The organism is Pseudomonas sp. PvP027 (genome assembly GCF_017833005.1).
In the GTDB taxonomy this organism is placed as follows: Bacteria; Pseudomonadota; Gammaproteobacteria; order Pseudomonadales; family Pseudomonadaceae; genus Aquipseudomonas; species Aquipseudomonas congelans.
This window is the reverse complement of sequence record NZ_JAFIBK010000001.1, coordinates 3524171-3544918: the sequence shown is the minus strand read 5'-3', so window position 1 is coordinate 3544918 and position 20748 is coordinate 3524171. Positions and strand designations below refer to the sequence as shown.

General features: G+C 61.5%; 16 protein-coding genes. 11 read left to right on the top strand and 5 right to left on the bottom strand.

Translation table 11 applies throughout. The features are described 5' to 3' along the window. Positions 1 to 518: 518 nt before the first annotated feature. A complete protein-coding gene (locus JOE33_RS15065) occupies positions 519 to 3431 on the bottom strand; it encodes an aminotransferase (RefSeq protein WP_187625549.1) in 2913 nt (970 codons plus the stop codon). Positions 3432 to 3673: 242 nt separating this feature from the next. Between JOE33_RS15065 and rfbB the strand changes: the two genes are divergently transcribed. From rfbB to JOE33_RS15040, 5 genes are all read left to right on the top strand, one after another. Next, a complete protein-coding gene (gene rfbB, locus JOE33_RS15060) occupies positions 3674 to 4756 on the top strand; it encodes a dTDP-glucose 4,6-dehydratase (RefSeq protein ID WP_187625550.1) in 1083 nt (360 codons plus the stop codon). Positions 4757 to 4836: 80 nt separating this feature from the next. Beyond that, positions 4837 to 5382 carry a dTDP-4-dehydrorhamnose 3,5-epimerase gene (rfbC, locus tag JOE33_RS15055; RefSeq protein WP_010431742.1) on the top strand — a complete coding sequence of 182 codons (546 nt, stop codon included), beginning with the start codon at positions 4837 to 4839 and terminating at the stop codon, positions 5380 to 5382. A 169-nt stretch (positions 5383 to 5551) separates the two neighbouring features. Further along, entirely contained in the window at positions 5552 to 7360 is a 1809-nt protein-coding gene (locus JOE33_RS15050) for an ATP-binding protein (protein WP_187625565.1), read from the top strand. Next, positions 7357 to 8742 (top strand): sigma-54 dependent transcriptional regulator, encoded by a 1386-nt coding sequence (locus JOE33_RS15045; protein ID WP_010431747.1) that lies wholly within the window; start codon positions 7357 to 7359, stop codon positions 8740 to 8742. Before JOE33_RS15050 ends, JOE33_RS15045 begins: the two co-directional genes overlap by 4 nt. Further along, positions 8729 to 9202, top strand: a complete 474-nt coding sequence (locus tag JOE33_RS15040) for a YiiD C-terminal domain-containing protein (RefSeq protein ID WP_054993180.1) — start codon at positions 8729 to 8731, stop codon at positions 9200 to 9202. Before JOE33_RS15045 ends, JOE33_RS15040 begins: the two co-directional genes overlap by 14 nt. Before the next feature lie 305 nt (positions 9203 to 9507). Here JOE33_RS15040 and cysQ read toward each other — a convergent pair whose 3' ends face one another. Further along, positions 9508 to 10350 (bottom strand): 3'(2'),5'-bisphosphate nucleotidase CysQ, encoded by an 843-nt coding sequence (cysQ, locus tag JOE33_RS15035; protein WP_010431749.1) that lies wholly within the window; start codon positions 10348 to 10350, stop codon positions 9508 to 9510. Further along, positions 10347 to 10913, bottom strand: a complete 567-nt coding sequence (gene nudE / locus JOE33_RS15030; protein ID WP_003372295.1) for an ADP compounds hydrolase NudE — start codon at positions 10911 to 10913, stop codon at positions 10347 to 10349. The genes cysQ and nudE overlap by 4 nt, the downstream gene beginning before the upstream one ends. A gap of 97 nt (positions 10914 to 11010) precedes the next feature. On the opposite strand from nudE, the gene yrfG reads away from it, so the two are divergent. Beyond that, positions 11011 to 11673, top strand: a complete 663-nt coding sequence (gene yrfG / locus JOE33_RS15025; protein WP_003343604.1) for a GMP/IMP nucleotidase — start codon at positions 11011 to 11013, stop codon at positions 11671 to 11673. A gap of 46 nt (positions 11674 to 11719) precedes the next feature. Here yrfG and lysM read toward each other — a convergent pair whose 3' ends face one another. Further along, on the bottom strand, positions 11720 to 12160 hold the full coding sequence (gene lysM / locus JOE33_RS15020) for a peptidoglycan-binding protein LysM (RefSeq protein ID WP_010431751.1): 441 nt from the start codon (positions 12158 to 12160) through the stop codon (positions 11720 to 11722). Positions 12161 to 12310: 150 nt separating this feature from the next. Between lysM and JOE33_RS15015 the strand changes: the two genes are divergently transcribed. From JOE33_RS15015 to JOE33_RS15000, 4 genes are all read left to right on the top strand, one after another. Next, positions 12311 to 13192: a LysR family transcriptional regulator gene (locus JOE33_RS15015; protein ID WP_032613139.1), complete on the top strand. Its 882-nt coding sequence runs from the start codon at positions 12311 to 12313 to the stop codon at positions 13190 to 13192. A gap of 103 nt (positions 13193 to 13295) precedes the next feature. Then, positions 13296 to 14132, top strand: coding sequence for a formate dehydrogenase accessory sulfurtransferase FdhD (fdhD, locus tag JOE33_RS15010; protein ID WP_054993181.1), 837 nt, complete (start codon positions 13296 to 13298; stop codon positions 14130 to 14132). Continuing rightward, on the top strand, positions 14129 to 16465 hold the full coding sequence (locus JOE33_RS15005; RefSeq protein ID WP_096124527.1) for an FdhF/YdeP family oxidoreductase: 2337 nt from the start codon (positions 14129 to 14131) through the stop codon (positions 16463 to 16465). The genes fdhD and JOE33_RS15005 overlap by 4 nt, the downstream gene beginning before the upstream one ends. 209 nt (positions 16466 to 16674) lie before the next feature. Next, positions 16675 to 17115 (top strand): glycine zipper domain-containing protein, encoded by a 441-nt coding sequence (locus JOE33_RS15000; protein WP_054993183.1) that lies wholly within the window; start codon positions 16675 to 16677, stop codon positions 17113 to 17115. Between the two features lie 133 nt (positions 17116 to 17248). Here JOE33_RS15000 and JOE33_RS14995 read toward each other — a convergent pair whose 3' ends face one another. Further along, a complete protein-coding gene (locus JOE33_RS14995) occupies positions 17249 to 19183 on the bottom strand; it encodes a RecQ family ATP-dependent DNA helicase (protein ID WP_187625551.1) in 1935 nt (644 codons plus the stop codon). A 147-nt stretch (positions 19184 to 19330) separates the two neighbouring features. On the opposite strand from JOE33_RS14995, the gene JOE33_RS14990 reads away from it, so the two are divergent. Further along, positions 19331 to 20152 (top strand): hypothetical protein, encoded by an 822-nt coding sequence (locus JOE33_RS14990; protein ID WP_054993185.1) that lies wholly within the window; start codon positions 19331 to 19333, stop codon positions 20150 to 20152. Positions 20153 to 20748: the final 596 nt, after the last annotated feature.

Genomic DNA, 20748 nt, shown 5'->3' with positions numbered 1-20748 from the left:
AGCGATAATTCTTGCTTAGACGAATTTATTCGTAATTTTTTACCGATATTAATCTACTTATAGCTCGCAGCGGCCCCTTCGCGAACAGGCGAAGCGTCGTCCGGCCACGCCACCTATCGTGCCCACGCTCCGCGTGAGCATGCCGTTCTGGACGCCCTGCGCTCGATCCTGCATATCCAGCGCGGCGCAAAATTGTGACGCGGAGCGTCACGAAAGGCATTCCCACGCTGGAGCGTGCGGAACGATAGGTCCGGCCGCGCACCGCCCTATCGTGCCCATGCTGGAGCGTGCGGAACGATAGTCGTCAGGCGCACACCTATCGTGCCCACGCTCCGCGTGAGTATGCCGTTCTGGACGCTTTGCGTTCGATCCTGCATATCCAGCGCGGCGCAAAATTGTGACGCGGAGCGTCACGAAAGGCATTCCCACGCTGGAGCGTGCGGAACGATAGTCGTCAGGCGCACACCTATCGTGCCCATGCTCCGCGTGGGTATGCCGTTCTGGACGCTCTGCGTCCTCTATTCCAGTTCGTGCAGCACCTTCGATACGTTGTCGACGAAAAAATCCACGCTTTGGCGGGTGGTGCACATCGGGGGTTTGATTTTCAGGATGTTCAGGTAGTCACCGGTGGGCTGCATGAAAATTCCCAGCTCACGCAGGCGTTCGCACAGCCGGGCGGTTTCTTCTGTGGCGGGTTCCAGGGTGTGGCGGTCGCGGACCAGTTCCATGCCCAGATAAAACCCCATGCCATGCACCGCGCCCACCAGCGGATGCTTGTCGGCCAGGGCCTGCAGCCGCGCCTTGAAGTGGTCGCCCACGATTCGCGCGTTGTCCCAGAGCTTTTCCTCCTCCATGACATCCAGCACCGCCATGCCGATCCGGCAACTGACCGGGCTGCCACCGGATGACGAGAAGAAATAGCCCTCGGCCTCCAGCGCCTCGGCGATCTCGCGGCGGGTGATGACTGCGCCCAGCGGGTGACCATTGCCCATGCCTTTGGCCATGCTGATGATGTCCGGCACCACGCCCTGCTCCTCGAAGCCCCAGAAGTAGTGCCCCAGACGGCCATAGCCCACCTGCACCTCATCGGCAATGCACACACCGCCCACCGCGCGGACCTTCTGATAGACCTGTTGCAGATAACCCGGTGGCAAGGAAATCCCGCCCGCATTGCCATACACCGGCTCGCAGATGAAGCCCGCCACCTGCCGTTGCTGCTCAGCCAGCGTGGCAAGGGTCTGATCGACACTGCGCACATAGTCCGGCGCACTGTCCGCGCCCCTGAACGGGCCGCGATAGGTATTAGGCGCGGTAACCGGATGCACCCAGTCCGGGCGGGTGCTGAGCGCCTGCGGGTTGTCGGCAATCGAGGTGGAAATGGCATCGGTGGCCACCGACCAGCCGTGATACGCCTCCAGCACACTGAGCATGTCGCGACCACCACTGTAAGCCCACGCCAGCCTGATCGCCAGGTCGTTGGCCTCGGTGCCGCTGTTGACCAGAAACACGCGGTCCATGCCCTCGGGTGCCAGCTTGAGCAGGCGTTCGGAGAACTCGGCGATCGCTGCATAGTGAAAACGCGAGTTGGTGTTGAGCAGCGACCACTGCCGCGCCGCCTCGTGGGCCATGCGCGGATGGCCATGACCGAGAACGGCGACATTATTAAGCATGTCCAGATAGGAGCGGCCCTGCATGTCGATCAGGTGATTGCGCCAGCCGCGCTCGATTTGCGGCGGAGCATGGTAGTAGTGCTTTTGCGAGCGGGCGAAGCTGGCATCGCGGCGCGCCAGTAATTGCGCGGCGTCCTGCAAGGCTGGCGCGTCACAATCAAAACCCAGCAGGGCCGACGGCGACGGGCAGATTGCGCGCCAGGCATCTGCCCAGGCCGGTGTGCTGAACAGCGGCGGGCTGAGGTCTGGCGCCGTACACAATTGCAGCAACAGCGAGCCACCGCCCTGCCCGATCAACGTGCCCTCCGCTACCTGACCCGGTAGCGAAGCCTCCGGCAACACCCCCCACAGCTTCAAACTGATGCGCTCGCCGACCAACAGCAGCGCAGCATCGGCCGTCAGCCGCAAGGTGCCATCGAACGGCGCATGCAGCGGTGTTGCTGCGGGCACATGCAATTCGACGTGCAGCGCAAAGGTCTCCGGCTCGCTGGCGCAGTCAGGCAAGGTACGTGACAGACGGTATTCACCGAACCGACTGGCTGCCAGACCATCATCCCCGGCCGCTTGCGACAGCAGGTATTCATCGATCCCACTCTGTTCCCAATTGCCTGCCACGAAGTGTTCGCTGAGCACGCCCAGATCCACCAGCACCGGTTGCTGCCCCGCCAGGCTGGGCAGCAACGGCGAATAGGCAGGCTGCTCGACAGGCGGCAGATCCAGACCCACCGAGCGCAGGATGGCGGCTTCCATCAGCGCCATCGGCACCGACGTGGCGACATCGAAGATGTTCCATTCGCCGGCAAGGTTGGCCTGGATATACGCATTGCCAGGCTCGACGCTGGCCTGTTGTTCGCTGCTGAGCACAAGCACTGCGGAGCGAGCGACGATCAGCGGCCAGAGCGCCTGCAATTCCTCGATCTTCAGCGGATTGAGGGCGTGATAGGCGGCAATGGCCGGGAGGATGTACAGCGGATCGCCCTCGGCATGGTGCAGCAGCGCCGCACAGGTCACCGACAGGTCGGCCACTCGCCAGGTACTGAGCAGATCGCCGAAATCAATCAGCCCCTGCAACTGCCACGGGTGCCCCGCCTCGCGCCGCCAGACTGCGTTGTGCTCGGAGATGTCCAGATGCACCGCCTGTATCGGCAGTGCTGCAATCAGGGGCAACAAACGGCGATGAGCCTGCTCGCCGGCTTCGATCAGACAGGCACGGGCGTCGGCATCCTTGATTACCGGCAGCAGGTGCTTGATCAACGCATGGGCGTGACGCGGGTCCCACTGCAGGATGCGCTGCAGACCGGGGTGCTCGAAATCGGCCAGCGCGATATCCACATGGGCACACAGTTCGCCCAGTTCGACCACGATGTCAAGGCCCAGATGCTCGGCATGCCCCAGCGATTGCCCGTCGATGAAGTCCAGCAGGCGTACATGCACCGCCTGCCCGTCGATGTCGACCGACAGTAACTGTTCGGTATCGTTGGCACGGATAACGCCCGGCACATTGAACGTACTGTGGCCAGCCAGATGTTGCAGCGCCGCGTGCTGAGCGTTCAGCTCGGTGGTCGAATACGCCCCATGACAGATTTTCAGCACATAACGCCGCGTGCCGGTGTCCAGCAGAAAGTTGCGATCCTGCTGGCTGCCCAGCGCTTTCAGCGTGCCGCTCAGCCCGTAATGCTGCGTGAGCAATTGCAGCGCCTGGTCCACGCTGACCTCGGGGCAAGGCAGACTGGAGCGACGGATAAGCGTGGCAAGCGGCATGGAGAACCTCGTTCTTGTTGTCAGGCCCGGGCTCGCCGAGCAAGGCGTGATGGGCAGTCGCGTAACTATAGAGGAATTGACTATGGGGAGATTGCGCTGCGCGACTAATCCGGACCTTTACCTCAGGTCGTAAAACAGCCGGAGTTTTCTTCGATCTCCTGCTCGGGTTTAATGGGCTGATCCTGTCATACGCGCTCAAGCGCTATGCTGCGTTACTCCAGAACACACAAGAAGGTCAGTTCATGCGAATACTCGTCACCGGGGGCGCAGGCTTCATCGGTTCTGCACTGATCCGCCACCTGATAAACAACACCGAACACGAAGTGCTGAACTTCGACAAATTGACCTACGCGGGCAACCTTGAATCGCTGCAGTCGATTGCGACCGACACGCGCTATGAGTTCGTGCAGGCGGATATCTGCGACCAAGCCAGTGTCAGCGCGGTACTGGAGCGCTTTGCGCCGCAGGCGATCATGCACCTGGCGGCTGAATCCCACGTCGACCGCTCCATCGATGGCCCGGCCGAGTTCATCCAGACCAACGTCGTCGGTACTTACAGCCTGCTGGAAGCCACGCGCGCCTGGTGGCTGAATCTGCCGGACGCGGAGCGCCAGGCGTTTCGCTTCCACCATATTTCCACTGATGAGGTGTATGGCGACCTGCACGGTGTCGATGATCTGTTCACCGAAACCACACCGTATGCGCCCAGCTCACCCTACTCGGCGAGCAAGGCTGCGTCCGACCACCTGGTGCGTGCCTGGCACCGCACCTATGGCCTGCCGGTGGTGGTGACCAACTGCTCCAACAACTACGGGCCGTTCCACTTTCCGGAAAAGCTCATCCCGCTGGTGATTCTCAACGCCCTGGCGGGCAAGCCACTGCCGGTGTACGGCAATGGCCTGCAGGTGCGCGACTGGCTGTTCGTCGAGGATCATGCACGGGCCCTGCTCAAGGTGGTGACCGAAGGTGAGGTCGGCGAGACCTACAACATCGGTGGCCATAACGAGCAGAAAAACATCGACGTCGTGCGCGGTATCTGCGCGCTGCTCGATGAGCTCGCTCCGCAGCACCCGGCAGGCGTCGCGCAGTACAGCGACCTGATCACCTATGTGGTCGACCGTCCGGGCCACGACCAGCGTTATGCCATCGATGCCGGCAAGATCGACAAGGCGCTCGGCTGGACGCCCGCAGAGACCTTCGAGTCCGGGCTGCGCAAGACAGTGCAGTGGTATCTGGATAACCTGGACTGGTGCCGCAGGGTTCAGGACGGCAGTTATCAGGGCGAACGACTGGGCTTTACCGAACCTAAAGACCTGATTGCCTGATCAATACCCTTCTCGGCAGGCGCGCCTCAGGGCAGACTGTCGAGTCGCCACAATTTTTTGAATATTGCAGGGGAAGCCACGTGAACGTAGTCGCAACAAAATTGCCGGAAGTCCTGATTCTCGAACCCAAGGTATTCGGTGATGAACGAGGCTTTTTCTATGAAAGCTTCAACGCCAAGGCTTTTCAGGCCGCCACCGGCCTGACCCGTGATTTCGTGCAGGACAACCACTCGCGTTCGCAGCGCGGCGTTCTGCGCGGGCTGCACTATCAGATCGAAAATGCCCAGGGCAAACTGGTGCGCGTCACGTTCGGCAAGGTGCTGGATGTGGCGGTGGACATTCGCCGCAGCTCGCCGAACTTCGGCCAGTGGGTAGGCGTCGAGCTGTCCGCTGAAAACGCCCGTCAACTGTGGGTTCCGGAAGGCTTTGCACATGGTTTCGTGGTGCTCAGTGAACACGCCGAATTCCTGTACAAGACCACTGACTACTACACACCGTCGGCCGAGCGCTGCATCGCCTGGGACGATGCGGATCTGGCCATCGACTGGCAGTTCGACGGCCAGCCCAGCCTGTCGGCCAAGGATCAGCAAGGCAAGCGCCTGAAAGAAGCCGACCTGTTTCCCTGAGCCCGCGACCCAAGGCCGCCCGGCGCAATGTCCGGGTGCCTGACAAGCCGGTGGCGGGCATAATACGCCCTGATGCCCACGTCAGGATCGACCGGGTGTTTCTGTTGCCTGCCGCGGCGTAATCGTCAGCAGGCATCGTCAACCCTTCGGCGACGGCCAATCGATGACCATGACTCCCGCTCTGCCGCCCCGCCCTCGCTGGCGCAGCCTCGCCCTTCTGGCACTCTGCCTGGCGCCGTTGTTGTGGCCGCTGGAGCATCTGGCCGAACGTTATTACCGCAACGTGCTGGCCAATCAGAACCGTCAGACCCTGGACCTGTACGTCGCCAACCTGCTCGGCACCCTGCACCGTTACGAAACCCTGCCGCAGATCCTCGGCGACCTGCCGGCCTTGCGCGCCGCACTGGCGGCACCCGGCGACACCCCCACCCTGATAAACGCCAACCGTCTGCTCAGCGAGATCACACGCCAGACCGGTGCCGATGTCATGTACCTGATGGACGCAAACGGCCTGACCCTGGCGGCCTCCAACGCGGATCAGAAAGACAGCTTCATTGGCCGAAACTTCTCTTTCAGGCCTTATTTCATTGATGCAAGGGCAGGCAGAACCGGGCGGTTCTTCGGCCTCGGCACGACCTCTGCCAAGCGGGGTTACTTTTTCGCCGGCCCGGTGCGTGACGGTGAGCGGATCATCGGCGTGCTGGTGGTCAAGGTCGATCTGGACCACACCGAAACCCTGTGGGGCAAGACGCCCGAGCAACTGCTGCTGACCGATCAGAACGGCGTGGTGATTCTGACCTCCAACCCCGAATGGCGTTTTCGGGCGACTCGTGATCTGACCGATGACGAGAAAAAAGCCATCGTCGCGATCCAGTCCTACCCGACCCGCGATCCGCGCCCGTTGAGAATCGATGAGCACGCCTGGCTGACCCAGACCCAGGCCATCGAGGAGACCGGCTGGAACGTCAATATCCTCGCGCCTCGCGCCCTTGTCGACCGTCAGGTGCGCACAGTGGTGGCGATTGGCGGCGCAGCGCTGCTGGTGCTGATGTTGTTGCTCGGGCTGATGATGCAGCGGCGTCGCCATTACCTGGACCGTATCGCTTTCGAGGCCAAGGCGCGTCGCGAACTGGAGATGCGGGTTATCGAACGCACCAGCGACCTGGAGGGGCTCAACAGCCGTCTGCGTCAGGAAGTGCTGGAGCGCGAACAGGCGCAACAGGAACTGGTGCAGGCTCAGGACGAACTGGTGCAGACCAGCAAACTGACAGCGCTGGGCACCATGTCGGCAAGTATCAGCCATGAGCTGAATCAGCCGTTGGCCGCCATCCGCAGTTACGCCGAAAACGCCGAAGTGCTGCTCGATCATCAGCGCACCGAGGACGCACGCGGCAACCTCAAGCTGATCAGCGAACTGACCGGGCGCATGGCCTCGATCATCGCGCACTTGCGCGCCTTCGCCCGCCGCGACCGCCACGCCCCTGAAAGCGTCGCACTGCAACCGGCGCTGGAAGATGCGCTGGCGTTGCTGGCCAAGCGGCGGCGCGCCATGGAAGTCGAACTGATCCGTGACCTGCCGGACGCCACGATCTGGGTGCAGGCCGGTGAAACCCGTCTGCGTCAGGTGCTCGGTAATCTGATCGCCAACGCGCTGGACGCCCTCACTGAAAAAGGCCCGCCGCGCAGGCTGTGGATAAGTGTCGAGCAAACCGCCGAGGGCGTTAACCTGTACATTCGTGACAACGGCCCCGGCTTTTCCCAGGAAGCACTGGCGCGGGCCCGCGAGCCCTTCTTCACGACCAAGACCCGCACCCAGGGCCTTGGCCTCGGTCTGGCCATCTGCGATACGCTGATGCGCGCGCTGGGCGGCGAGTTGCTGTTCGCCAACCATCCCAGCGGCGGTGCGCTGCTGACCCTGCGCCTGCGTGCCGGTGCTTCCGGAGCCAATCTTCAACCGCCAGAGGACCTTTCTGCATGAGTTCGGACACAGCCATCGACAGCCAGATTCAGGTGGTGTTGATCGACGACGATTCGCACCTGCGTCAGGCACTGCGCCAGACGCTGGACCTGGCAGGCCTGAACGTTCTGTCGCTGTCCGAGGCAACCGGGCTGGCCGAACGCATCGGCCGCGACTGGCCGGGCGTGGTGGTCAGTGATATTCGCATGCAGGGCATGGACGGCCTGGAACTGCTCGACCAGCTTCACGCGCAGGACCCCGACCTGCCGGTGCTGCTGATCACCGGGCATGGCGATGTACCGCTGGCGGTGAAAGCCATGCGCGCCGGGGCCTACGACTTTCTGGAAAAACCCTTCGCCAGCGACGCCATGCTCGACAGCGTGCGCCGTGCCCTGGCCCTGCGCCGTCTGGTGCTGGATAACCGCAGCCTGCGGCTTGCCTTGAGTGATCGCCAGCAACTGAGCACGCGCCTGATCGGGCAATCGCCGCCGATCCTGCGTCTGCGCGAACAAATCGGCGCATTGGCCGGGACCCGTGCCGACGTGCTGATCCTCGGCGAAACCGGCGCAGGCAAAGAAGTGGTCGCCCGCGCGCTGCACGACCTGTCCAACCGCCGCAGCGGCCCGTTCGTGGCGATCAACGCCGGCGCGCTGGCTGAATCGGTGGTGGAAAGCGAGCTGTTCGGTCACGAGCCCGGTGCCTTCACCGGCGCGCAGAAGCGACGTATCGGCAAGTTCGAATTTGCCAACGGCGGTACCTTATTCCTCGATGAAATCGAAAGCATGAGCCTGGACGTGCAGGTCAAGCTGCTGCGCCTGCTGCAGGAGCGCGTGGTCGAGCGAATGGGCAGCAATCAGCAGATCCCGCTGGACATCCGCATCATCGCCGCGACCAAGGAAGACCTGCGTCACGCGGCCGACCAGGGTCGCTTCCGGGCGGACTTGTATTACCGCCTGAACGTGGCCTCGCTGCGCATCCCGCCGCTGCGCGAACGGGGTGAAGACGCGCTGATGCTGTTCGAGCATTATGCCGATGCCGCGAGCATGCGCCACGGCATCCCCAAACACGAACTCAAGCCCGGCCAGCGTGCGCTGCTGTTGCGGCATAACTGGCCGGGCAACGTCAGGGAACTGCAAAACGCCGCCGAGCGTTTTGCGCTGGGTCTGGAACTGGAGCTGGAAGGCGCTGATGCAGAACAGGCGCCACCGCCGGGCGGCGGGCTGAGCGATCAGGTGGAAAGCTTCGAGCGCGCGTTGATCGCCGCCGAACTGGCGCGCCCGCACAGTTCGGTGCGCAGCCTGGCGGAAGCGCTGGGTGTGCCACGCAAGACCCTGCACGACAAACTGCGCAAGCACGGCCTGACGTTTGGCGACAGCAGCGGAGCCTCCGATGACACCGATTGAGCCTGGACATGACGCCGCCCACGCGCTGGAGCAGGTGCTGCACCACGACATTCCGCTGACCCGCGAGATGGGCATGCGCGTGATCGACTGGCACGACCAGACACTGCGCCTGCACCTGCCGCTGGCACCCAACGTCAACCACAAGAGCACGCTGTTCGGCGGCAGCCTGTATTGCGGCGCAGTACTAGCGGGCTGGGGCTGGCTGCACCTGCGGCTGCGCGAAGCGGGGATCACCGATGGTCATATCGTGATTCAGGATGGGCAGATCAGTTATCCACTGCCGGTACGCAGCGACGCCATCGCCCGCTGCGAGGCGCCCGAGCTGACGCAGTGGGACAAATTCATCGCCACCTACCAACGCCGAGGCCGCGCCCGCCTGACCCTGCACACCTGCATCAGCGCGCAGGACAGCGAAGAACAGGCCGTGAGGTTTGTCGGGCAGTTTGTGTTGCACCGGTGAGGCTGCCCGCAGTCGATTCACTACGCAATACCCGTGGGAGCGAGCTTGCTCGTATGATCGGCGAAAATCTATCGCCTTAACCATCGCCTTCGCGAGCAAACGAAGCGTCGCCCGGTTCGCTCCCACAAGAATGTCCCAACCCTTGCATCAGCGAAGTTCTCAGCGCTTTTGTAGGAGCGAACTTGTTCGCGAAGGCGTCGTTCCAAGCAATGGATCGGCTGTGGATGCACCGGCCCTTTCGCGAACAAACGAAGCGTCGCCCGGTTCGCCCATACGCCCGCCGGGCAGGAGCCTTGAAGCCGGCCTCAGGACTGCGCCAGCACCAGCAGTTTGTCGCGCCATTCGGCGTTGGCTGGCAGGGCCAGGAAGAACGGGTTGAGCAGCGATTCGCGGGCCGGGTAGCTGAACGGCTGGCCGTCCAGTTGCAACACTTCGCCTCCTGCACCTTCAAGCACGCCCTGCGCCGCAGCGGTGTCCCATTGCGAGGTCGGGGCCAGGCGCGGGTAGCAGTCGGCGGCACCTTCGGCCAGCAGGCAGAATTTCAGTGAGCTGCCGATGTTGGTCAGTTGCAGATGACCCAGCCCGTTCGACAGGCCCGCGAGCAAATGCTCCTGCTCCGGGCTGGAATGGCGGCGGCTGGCAACCACGGTAAAGGTCTGCCCTTCCCCAAGCTGGTTGCGCACTGCAATCGGCTGCATGTGGCCGACACCATCGCTGCGCCAGGCGCCCAGCCCGGCACCGCCGAAGTAACAGCGGTTGTTGGTGGGCATCGAAACCACACCGAATACCACTCGGCCACGCTCGATCAGCGCGACATTGACGGTGAACTCTTCACTGCCGGAGATGAACTCCTTGGTGCCGTCCAGCGGATCGACCAGCCACCAGCGCTCCCAGCCTGCACGCTCGCTGAGGGGGATATCTGCGTCCTCTTCGGAGAGCACGTGAATGTCCGGATCAAGCGCCTGCAGGCCCTCGACCAACACTTGATGAGCGGCCAGATCAGCGGCGGTCACCGGCGAGTCGTCGGTCTTGGTGGTCACAGTGACGTTGGCGCGCCAGAACGGCAGGATCACTTCGCCCGCCAGTCGCGTCAGTTCAATCACCGGCGCGAGCAGCGGATGTGGCAGGTTATGCAACGTATCGGTCATGGCTGGAACAATCCACGTTGGGTCAGCAGGTCACGTGTGAGGTACAGCGCGGCAAGCGCCCGGCCCTCGCTGAACTGCGCATTCTGAGCAAGACTCGACAGCTCGCGCAGGTTGATCCGGTCGACCCGGATCGGCTCGGGCTCGTCGCCTTCCAACCGCTCTTCGTACAGGTCGGTAGCGAGGACCACCTGAATTTTCTGGCTCATGTAGCCGGGGGACAGCGACAGCTCGGTCAACAATTCCAGCTCCCGGGCACCGAAACCGGCCTCTTCCTTGAGTTCACGGTTGGCGGCCGCCAGTACGTCTTCGCCCGGCTCGATCAGACCCTTGGGCAGGGACAGCTCGTAGGCATCGGTGCCGCCGCAATATTCTTCGATCAGCACAGCGTGATCGGCATCGAGCATGGCCACAATCATCACCGCCCCGGGGCCCGTGCCTTTGCTGGCCAGACGCTCGTAGGTCCGCTCGACGCCATTGGCAAAGCGCAATTGCAGCTCTTCAACGCGGAACAGACGACTACTGGCGACGATTGCGCGGGCAAGTACAGTAGGTTTCTGACGCATGACAGGCTCCTTTACATGAACGAGGTACTATACCGAGCTTTTCCCGATCTCTGTGTCGGATATGCTTACCCGCTAACAACCCCCTGACGAGGCCAGAATGCTTTCCATGCCCTGGAGCGAAATCGATACCGTCCTGCTGGATATGGACGGCACGTTGCTCGACCTGCATTACGACGAACACTTCTGGATGCAACACCTGCCGCAGCGCTACGCCGAACTGCACGGCGTCAGTTTCGCCATGGCCTGGCTGGAATTGAAACCGCTGTTCGAAAACAACGCGGGCACGCTCAACTGGTACTGCCTGGATTTCTGGAGCGCCGAGCTTAACCTGTCGGTCCGCGACCTGAAACGCGAAATCGCCCACATGATCGCGTTGCGCCCGGACGCCGAGACCTTTCTCGCGGCCCTGCAAAAAGCCGGCAAGCGGGTGATCATGATCACCAATGCGCACCGTGATTCGTTGTCGCTGAAGATGGAGCGAATCGAGCTGGCGCCTTATTTCGAACGCCTGATCAGCTCTCACGATTACGGCTTTCCCAAGGAAAGCCAGCATTTCTGGGATGCCTTGAAGGCCGAAACAGCGTTCGACCCGGCGCGCAGTCTGTTCATCGACGACACCCTGCCGATCCTGCGCAGCGCTCGACACTTCGGCGTCGCCCATTTGCTGGCGGTCAGCCAGCCCAACAGCCAGAAAGGCCCGAAGGACACCGAAGAGTTCGCCGCCGTGGACGACTATCGGGAACTGAGCAAGGGATTGTAGGCAAAGGCGTGTGCCCGCCCGATAAGGCGCGGGCAGCGTCTTCAGATCACTCTGGAATGCGCAGCTTCTGACCTGGGTAGATCTTGTCCGCGCTCTTGAGCATCGGCTTGTTGGCTTCAAAGATTTTGGTGTACTGATTGGCATCGCCATACACGCGCTTGGAAATAGCGCTAAGGGTGTCGCCCGACTTCACTTCTACGTATTTGGACTCCGTACCCGCGCCGCCTGCGACGGTCATCTGGTCATCGACTTTTTCCACGCCATGAATATTGCCCAGGGTCAGAACGATCTTTTCCCGCTCTTCCTGGCTGGAGACTTCGCCTTTGACGATGACCGTACTGCCGTTAACCTCGGTCTGCACATTGGGGTTGCCCAGACCGACTTCGGAGATATGCTTTTTCAGCACCTCATCGGCGTTGGCTTTATCTGGCAGAAGTGCATCCAGAATTTTCTCGCCTGCTTCCTTGATGAAACTGATAAGACTCATGTTCAGGTTATCCGTGAGTAGGTTTGAGGAGTCGCGTGATTAGCTTAGCCCTTGTAAATCGAGGGCTGCAGGCTTCCGACCAACGTAGCTCGACCATCGTTCAGCCTGAACGCGTAGAATCGCCTGTCTGGACGGCTCATCGGAGTGAACATGGACATCAAGCAACTTAAATTTCTGATCGCCCTCGACGAGACGAGGCACTTCGGTCAGGCGGCTGCGCGCTGCAACATCACCCAGCCGACGCTGTCGATGCGCCTGCGCAATCTGGAAGAAGAGCTTGGTTTGCCACTGGTCAATCGCGGTCAGCGCTTTGAAGGTTTCACTGCGCCAGGCGAGCGCGTATTGGCCTGGGCACGCACGGTACTGGCTGCCTACGACGGCCTGCAGGCAGAGGCGGCCGCCTGCCGCGGTCATCTGGTCGGGACGTTGCGCCTCGGGGTGGTGCCGCTGTCGAGCTTCGACCCGCTGCCATTGCTGCACCGGCTGCACCAGATGCACCCCAATCTGCGCTTCGAGCTGTCGTCACTCAGCTCCGAGCAAGTGCTGGAACAACTGGCCAGCAATCGTATCGATTTGGGCGTCTCGTACCTGGAACGACTGGACAACGAGCGTTTCGATTCGCTGCCCCTGGACGACACGCGCATGGGCCTGCTGTACGACCGCCGGCACTTTTCGTTTGGTGAAGAACCTCTAAGCTGGGCTGATCTGGTCGAGCTGCCATTGGGCATGCTGACCAGCGGCATGCATTTTCGGCAGTCGATCGATCACAACTTTCACAGTCGCGGCCTGCAACCCAATCCGCTGATACAAACCGATGCCGTTCATCAGTTGCTGCAAGCCGTACATGGCGGTTTTTGCTGCGCGATCATGCCGCTGGATGGCGGCCTGGAAACGCTCACCGAACATTTGCGCCTGCACCCGATTGCCGATTCCCGCACTTTGGCCCGGCTGGGGTTGATCATGCGCCGCAGCGCGCCGCGCTCGGCACTGGCCGAGGCCTGTTTCGCGCTGGTAGCAGAAATACCTCGATAGGGCGTTGATCGACGTCATCTATCGGGGCATCAGCACTAGCGATTAGACGATTTCCAATAACGGGCCTAGTCTTGCAGATGTCATTCTGCCGGTATTTCAGCCCATGCCCGTTACGCGCAAGGTCAGCTCGGCGTCTTTTACTACGCCAGCCCCCGAAGCAAGCCAGTCTTACAGCTACTCGAATCTCGAGGGCACGGCCTCTGCACGCAACGAACTTGCCGAAGAAGTGGCACTGGCGATTGCCTACAACGGCATCAGTCAGGCGGTCATGCTGGTCAGCCCGACCGATCTGGAAGACTTTATCGTCGGTTTCAGCCTGGGCAGCGGCATCATTGCCTCGCACGACGAAATCTACGATTTCAAACTCAGCGGTTGCGGCTCGGCCATGCAGGCCGAGGTCGAAATCGCCAGCCGCGCGTTCTGGGAACTCAAGCAGCAGCGTCGGCAACTGGCTGGCACCAGCGGTTGCGGACTGTGTGGCGTTGAAGCCGTCGAGCAGGCATTGCCTGACCTGAAGGCGCTGCCCGGCGCGCCCCTGCCCCCGATCGAATGGCTGGAGGGCCTGCGTCAGCGTATCGGCGAGTTCCAGCCGCTTGGCCGCCATTGCGGCGCGGTGCATGCGGCGGTCTTCATGGACGGTAACGGCCAGTTGCTGCTGGGCCGTGAAGACATCGGCCGCCACAACGCGCTGGACAAGCTGATCGGCGCGTTGATCCGCCAGGACATCCCCCTGGAAGGCGGCGTGGCCATCGTGACCAGCCGCTGCAGCCTGGAACTGATTCAGAAAGTATTGCGCGCCGGCATCCAGACGCTGGTCAGCCTGTCGTCGCCCACCGGCCTGGCCCTGCAATGGGCCCGCCGTCACAACCTCAATTTAATTCACCTGCCGCAGCACAGTGCGCCGCGGGTCTATAGCCCTGCGATGGAGATTCAAGCGTGAGCACTCATCATCAAGCCGACAAGACACCAACCCCCCGCTACAAGCCGTACAAAGGTGCGGCAGGCGGGTGGGGCGCACTGATCAGCGTGACGCAACACTGGCTGGGCAGTGACAACGCGCTGAAGAACCTGCGCATGATGCTCAAGACCAACCAGAACGGCGGTTTCGACTGCCCGGGCTGCGCGTGGGGCGACTCGCCGGAAAGCGGCATGGTCAAGTTCTGCGAGAACGGCGCCAAGGCGGTGAACTGGGAAGCGACCAAGCGTCGTGTGGACCCGGCCTTCTTTGCCCGCTACAGCGTCAGCTCGTTGATGGAGCAGAGCGATTACTGGCTCGAGTATCAGGGCCGTCTGACCGAGCCGATGAGCTACGACGCGGAAACCGACCGTTACAAGCCGATCAGCTGGGACAACGCGTTTGCGCTGATCGCCAAGCACCTGAAGAACCTGCCCAGCCCGAACATGGCCGAGTTCTACACCTCGGGTCGCGCCAGCAACGAAGCGGCATACCTGTATCAGCTGTTCGTGCGCGCCTACGGCACCAATAACTTCCCGGACTGCTCGAACATGTGCCACGAGGCCAGTGGCGTAGCGCTGTCGCAAAGCGTCGGCGTCGGCAAGGGCACCGTGACCTTCGAGGATTTCGAACACGCCGATGCCATCTTCGTCCTCGGTCAGAACCCCGGCACCAACCACCCGCGCATGCTTGAGCCCTTGCGTGAAGCGGTCCAGCGCGGCGCCCAGGTGGTGTGCGTCAACCCGCTCAAAGAGCGTGGCCTGGAGCGTTTCCAGCACCCGCAACACCCGGTCGAGATGCTCACCAACGGCGACCGCCCGACCAACACCGCCTACTTCCGCCCTGCCCTGGGTGGCGACATGGCGCTGTTGCGCGGCATGGCCAAGTTCCTGCTGCAATGGGAGCGCGAGGCGCAGGCCAACAACGCACCTTCTGTGTTCGATCACGCGTTCCTCAACGAACACACTGAAGGCGTACTCGAATACCTGGCCGCTATCGATGACACGTCCTGGGACGCAATCGTCGAGCAGTCCGGCCTGCCGCTGAGCGACATCGAACAGTCGGCACGCATGTACGCCAAGGGCAAGAACGTGATCATGTGCTGGGCGATGGGTATCACCCAGCACCGCCACTCGGTGCCGACCATCCAGGAAATCGCCAACCTGATGCTGCTGCGCGGCAACATCGGTCGCCCGGGTGCCGGTCTGTGCCCGGTACGCGGTCACAGTAACGTGCAGGGTGACCGCACCATGGGCATCAACGAGCGCCCACCGGTGTTCCTGCTCGATGCTCTGGAAAAACGTTTCCAGTTCAAAGTACCCCGCGACAATGGCCACAACGTCGTCGAAGCCATTCACGCCATGGCCGAAGGTCGCGCCAAGGTGTTCATCGCGCTGGGCGGCAACTTCGCTCAGGCCACCCCGGACAGCCATCGCACTGCCGAAGCCCTCAGCAATTGCGACCTGACCGTACAGATCAGCACCAAGCTGAACCGCAGCCACCTGTTCCACGGCAAGGACGCGTTGATCCTGCCGTGCTTCGGCCGTACCGACATCGACATCCAGGCCAACGGCCCACAAGCTGTCACCGTGGAAGATTCGTTCAGCATGGTTCACGCTTCCAACGGCCAGTTGAAGCCGTCCTCGAAGCAAATGCGTTCCGAGCCTGCGATCATCGCCGGTATCGCCAACGCAACGCTGGGCAAGACGCCTGTGGACTGGTTGTGGCTGGTGGAAGATTACAACCGTATTCGTGACCTGATCGCCGACACCATCCCCGGCTTCAAGGATTTCAACGAGCGCGTCAAGCACCCGGGCGGCTTCTACCTGGGCAACGCTGCTGGCGCACGTCGCTGGAACACGGCGTCGACCCGCGCCAACTTCAAGTCCAACGCGCTGCCGTTGAGCCTGATCCATGAGCACGTGACCTCAACCGGGCAGATCCCGGACCTGATCATGCAGTCGATGCGCTCGCACGATCAGTACAACACCACCATCTATGGCCTGGATGACCGTTATCGCGGCGTCAAGGGTCAGCGTGACGTGCTGTTCGTCAACGAAGCCGACATCATCCGCCTGGGCTTCCAGCCGGGGCAGAAGGCAGACGTGATTTCGATCTGGAGTGATAACCGCGAGCGTCGCGTCAAAGGCTTCACGTTGCTGCCTTTCGATATTCCAGCTGGCCAGGCTGCCGCCTACTACCCAGAGGTCAACCCGCTGGTGCCGCTGGAAAGCGTGGGCGATGGTAGCAGCACACCGACATCGAAGTTCGTCGCGATCCGCCTCGAGCGCTCGGCAGAGTCGGCACGCATCCTCTGACGTCGCTGAAAGACGTCCACAAAAAAGGCCCGTTTCACTGGAAACGGGCCTTTTGCAAGTAACCTCAGACTCTCTTTTCCGACTTAAGTTCCTTAGCCAAAACAAGAACTTAGCAGTTTGCGTGGCAATCGTGTTACTCGTCGGAATTGCATTGCTACATTCTTCACTTGACACCAAGATCGCGCCGTCATCCCTATGAGATTCCATACATGAAGTATTCCTCGATACTGTTGTTGTCTCTTACCCTGCTTAGCGGTGCGGCATCTGCTGGCAACCTTGAGTCAGGCGTAGGCGGAGCATTGGGTGGGGTACTCGGTTCGGTCGTCGGTCAGCAGGTCGGCGGCAGCACTGGTTCAGCAATTGGCGCGGGTGTCGGCGGCGCAGCCGGTGGCGCTGTAGGCGCAGATCGTCGCAACCGCACAGAAGCAGCCATTGGTGGCGGTCTGGGCGCAGCGGGCGGTAACGTGCTGGGTCGCAGCGTCGGCGGCAGCACCGGCAGCCTGGTCGGCTCGGCGGTAGGTGGCGGCGGCGGTGCCGCACTGGGTAACTACATGGGCAACGAAAGCCGCAGCGACGATCGTCGTTATCGTGGTGGCCGTGATCATGGCCACCGCCCTAAGCACCACGGCAATCGCCGTCATCGTGACTGATACCACCGTCAGTCGCTGAAGCATAAAAACCGGCCGCTCTTGAGCGGCCGGTTTTCATTTTGTCTGTCGCAACGCAGGCTCAGGACTGGATGCAGAGCATCGCCCTCCTGGTCAGATCACTTTGTACGCGTAGTCAGTTGCCAGCCATTGTCTGCACCCACGTCCTTACCTGTGCGTACGGGTAATCCTCCAGCACCGCAAACCCGGTGGTGGCGCGGGCTTTGAGCTTGGTAAACAGCGGCACGCTGATACCGCACAGAAAACGCGTCAGGCAGTCGGCGCTGGGTGGTTGGCCGGTGTAGTCCTGGTGCTTGTGGATAAAGTCGCCGCACAGCTGCTGATAGTCCCGACCTGCCAGGGGCTCCAGCGCGGGTGGTTCGGGCAAGCGGGCGACTTCGCCAAGGCAGACCGAGCAATGACCGCAGTGCTCAGGCGCCTTGTGATCACCAAAGTACAGCGCCAGCCGATGGGTCAGGCACCGGTCACTGGCGAACACTTCCAGCATGGTGTGAATACGCGCAACTTCGCTGGCTTCGTGGTGAGCGAAATAATCGTGCAATTCGATGCTCAAGGCCTGTGCATCAAAGTCGCTGCGCAACAGGCTGTAAACCTCGGTCATCTGTTTGCTTTCAAGCTCGATCCAGCCTTTTTCCTGAAAGTAATCCAGTGCCTTGACCACCCGCCCGCGCTCGGCGCCGTATCGCTGGTACATCGCCTCGAAATCGACGGTGGCCCAGGTCCGTGCCCGGTTTGAGGTATCGATCACGGCCTGGACGAACTCGCGTCGCTCCCCCTCGAAACGCGCCATCAGGTCTTGCGGCTGAAGCAGAAACTTGAAGCGGTACTCGGCAAAATACGCGTAACGCGGCGCAATGATCCCGCGCAGCTCCAGTTGCACCAGCAGGGTCTTCAACGGTAATTGACGAATGTTGCTGAGGTCGGCGAGCGGCCCCAGCAGAAACTCCCACTGCCCGTCGTGACGCGCCCCGAGCAGGTCCTCCAGCACACGGGCAATCCCCTCGCGCTCAGGCGTGTCGCCATACACGAAGTTCTCCAGCACGTTGAGACTGTCGCGATTGGCCAGCACCAGACAATCCGAAGCAGCACCATCACGCCCTGCCCGACCGATTTCCTGACTGTAGTTCTCGATGGATTTGGGCAAGTCGAAATGCACCACGTTGCGGATATCGCTTTTGTCGATGCCCATCCCGAACGCGATGGTTGCCACGATGCAGTTCAGACGACCACCCATGAACTGCTTCTGGATCGATTCGCGCTGATCATTGGGCAGCCCGGCATGGTAGGCGCTGGCGGGCAGGCCGTTCTGTTCCAGGTGCGCGGCGATGTGTTCGGCGGTCTTTTGCAGGGTCACGTAAACAATGGTCGGTTGCCCGCGACGCTCGTTGAGCCACTCCACCAGCAGGCGCCGCTTGTCACGTCCACTGACCGGCTTGACCCAGAGGTGCAGGTTGGCGCGGTAGAAACCGGTGGTGATGACATCCTCGGGGGCGATGGCGAATTTGTCCTGCATGTCGATGATGACTTGCGGGGTCGCCGTGGCGGTCAGCAGCAATGTCTGGGGAATGTTGAACTCGCGCTGGTAGTCCGGCAGCTTCAGGTAGTCGGGGCGGAAGTTATGCCCCCACTCCGAGATGCAGTGCGCTTCGTCGACCACCAGCAAGGAAATCGGCACTTGCGCGATGAAATTGCGGAAACGCTCGTTCTTGAGGCGCTCGACCGAGATCATCAGAATCTTCAGCTCGCCGGAGCGTGCGCGCGCCATCACGTCGGCGATCTCGTCGCGGCTCTGCGCCGAATCGATACTCGCCGCCGAAATACCGTGGCGGTGCAGGAAGGCAAGCTGATCCTGAATCAGCGCCAGCAACGGCGACACCACCAGCGTCAAATGCGGCAACATCAGGGCGGGCAATTGGTAGCATAGCGACTTGCCAGAACCGGTCGGAAAGATCGCCGCGGCCGAACGTCCGGCCAGTACTGCACTGATCGCAGCCTCCTGCCCCGGCCGAAACTGTGTGTAGCCGAATACCTGTTCGAGACGCTGGTGCATTCGCGGTCCATCCATCAGTCAAAAAAACGGGCTCAACCTTAACGCGCCAGGCCGGATGCACATAGCAGCAAAGCGTTGCAGAAACTCTACCCCGCGACCGATATCATTGTAATATCACAGCCTAACATCGCTTGCTCAGGAGCAGGAATGGATTCCCTACAGCAACCCGAGGACGACGGGGTCATCCGCATTCAGCGCCTCGTGCCCGGTCAGGTCGATGTGGTGCTGGGCTCGCATCCACGCCGCAAGCGCGTCGATGCGCCTCGCCGCTCACGTCCTTACGGCTTGTGGCTGGCGTGTCTTATTGCTGCAGCCTGCATGGCCGGGCTGGTCGCCTCACATGCGCGAGGTCCCAAAGCGCTGGCAGTAACGCCTGTTGTGCAGTCCATACCTGAAACCGAGGCAGTCGAGGTCGAGGCGCAACCCGTCGTCGCCGCGGATACTGCGCCCGCGCACATTCGAAAAACTGCGGAGCTTGTGCCGATCGCCGCCACTGTAGCGCCACCCGCCCCTGTAAAGCCTCTGGATGACTGCATGAAAAACGGCAACGTCATCGATGAGGCAGTGGCGACCTGCCGATTCGGCCAGACACCTCGCCCCGCTCAGGGTGAACCGGCAAAAGGCATGGTGTCTGCCGACTACATGGCCGATTTCAAGGCCAATGCTTCAAGCACTTCCACGCGCTCGTCCAAGCCGTACAGCGTAGCGACGGCCTCTATCCGCGAAGCGGACGGCAGAAATCGCTACCGCGCACAGTGGCGGGTTTACGGCAACACGATCGACGGAGACAGTGTCTGCGAAAACTTTGCCATTCGCTCATTCGAACGGCGCGAGTGTCGCAAGGCAGCAGAGGTCAATTTCAGAGAGGAGTGCCGCGAGTGGACCAAACGCGCGGCCAGAAACCGCGACGAGGGCAGCAAAAACGCCCAACAGCGTTACTGTGAAGTGTCTTCGAATTTCTCACCCTGAAACAAGCCTGCGCCCTTCTGGCACAGTAGTTTCAACGATGTTCTCTACGCTCCGGGCGCCTGGCCGAGCATCTGGGAATACGCAAAAACGGACACATGGATAGCCAAAGGCTTACACGCAATGAAGCGAATGGCTATTTTGCACCGGCCCTCGGAGCCGTAAGATTGGATCCAACAACTGGCGAACAAGGAGTTCGCCAGGATCAGGGACGATCGACCATCGCCGGGAAGGCAGCCGACAGGGAGTTGGAATGGTCTTGGTACAAACCCGCTTCGGCGGGTTTTTTATTGCCTGCGATTTTTGCCGCCAGCAGTCGTATAGCGTCAGAATTTTTCCTGACGCCAGATTACCCGCTCCTCGCGAGGCCATTCGAGAAGACTGCCGGGAGGTATAGCGAAAGGCTTACACACCGTGGAGGAACTTGGCTATTTGCGGCCCGGCTCGTGCTCCGTAATATTGGATCAATCAAGGGGTGAACAGGAGTTCACCCGGATCAAGGATGATCGACCATCGCCTCGGAGGCGGCCGACAGGAAGTCGGGATGGTCTTGGAAAAACCCGCTTCGGCGGGTTTTTTGTTGTCTGCAGAAAAGTCGC

Coding starts and splice junctions, on each gene's coding strand:
- JOE33_RS15050 (WP_187625565.1), top strand. CDS start 5,552: ATGACTCCCGCTCTGCCGCCCCGCCCTCGCTGGCGCAGCCTCGCCCTT.
- JOE33_RS15045 (WP_010431747.1), top strand. CDS start 7,357: ATGAGTTCGGACACAGCCATCGACAGCCAGATTCAGGTGGTGTTGATC.
- JOE33_RS15040 (WP_054993180.1), top strand. CDS start 8,729: ATGACACCGATTGAGCCTGGACATGACGCCGCCCACGCGCTGGAGCAG.
- JOE33_RS15000 (WP_054993183.1), top strand. CDS start 16,675: ATGAAGTATTCCTCGATACTGTTGTTGTCTCTTACCCTGCTTAGCGGT.
- JOE33_RS15065 (WP_187625549.1), bottom strand. CDS start 3,431: ATGCCGCTTGCCACGCTTATCCGTCGCTCCAGTCTGCCTTGCCCCGAG.
- rfbB (WP_187625550.1), top strand. CDS start 3,674: ATGCGAATACTCGTCACCGGGGGCGCAGGCTTCATCGGTTCTGCACTG.
- yrfG (WP_003343604.1), top strand. CDS start 11,011: ATGCTTTCCATGCCCTGGAGCGAAATCGATACCGTCCTGCTGGATATG.
- JOE33_RS14995 (WP_187625551.1), bottom strand. CDS start 19,183: ATGCACCAGCGTCTCGAACAGGTATTCGGCTACACACAGTTTCGGCCG.
- fdhD (WP_054993181.1), top strand. CDS start 13,296: ATGCCCGTTACGCGCAAGGTCAGCTCGGCGTCTTTTACTACGCCAGCC.
- lysM (WP_010431751.1), bottom strand. CDS start 12,160: ATGAGTCTTATCAGTTTCATCAAGGAAGCAGGCGAGAAAATTCTGGAT.
- JOE33_RS14990 (WP_054993185.1), top strand. CDS start 19,331: ATGGATTCCCTACAGCAACCCGAGGACGACGGGGTCATCCGCATTCAG.
- JOE33_RS15015 (WP_032613139.1), top strand. CDS start 12,311: ATGGACATCAAGCAACTTAAATTTCTGATCGCCCTCGACGAGACGAGG.
- cysQ (WP_010431749.1), bottom strand. CDS start 10,350: ATGACCGATACGTTGCATAACCTGCCACATCCGCTGCTCGCGCCGGTG.
- nudE (WP_003372295.1), bottom strand. CDS start 10,913: ATGCGTCAGAAACCTACTGTACTTGCCCGCGCAATCGTCGCCAGTAGT.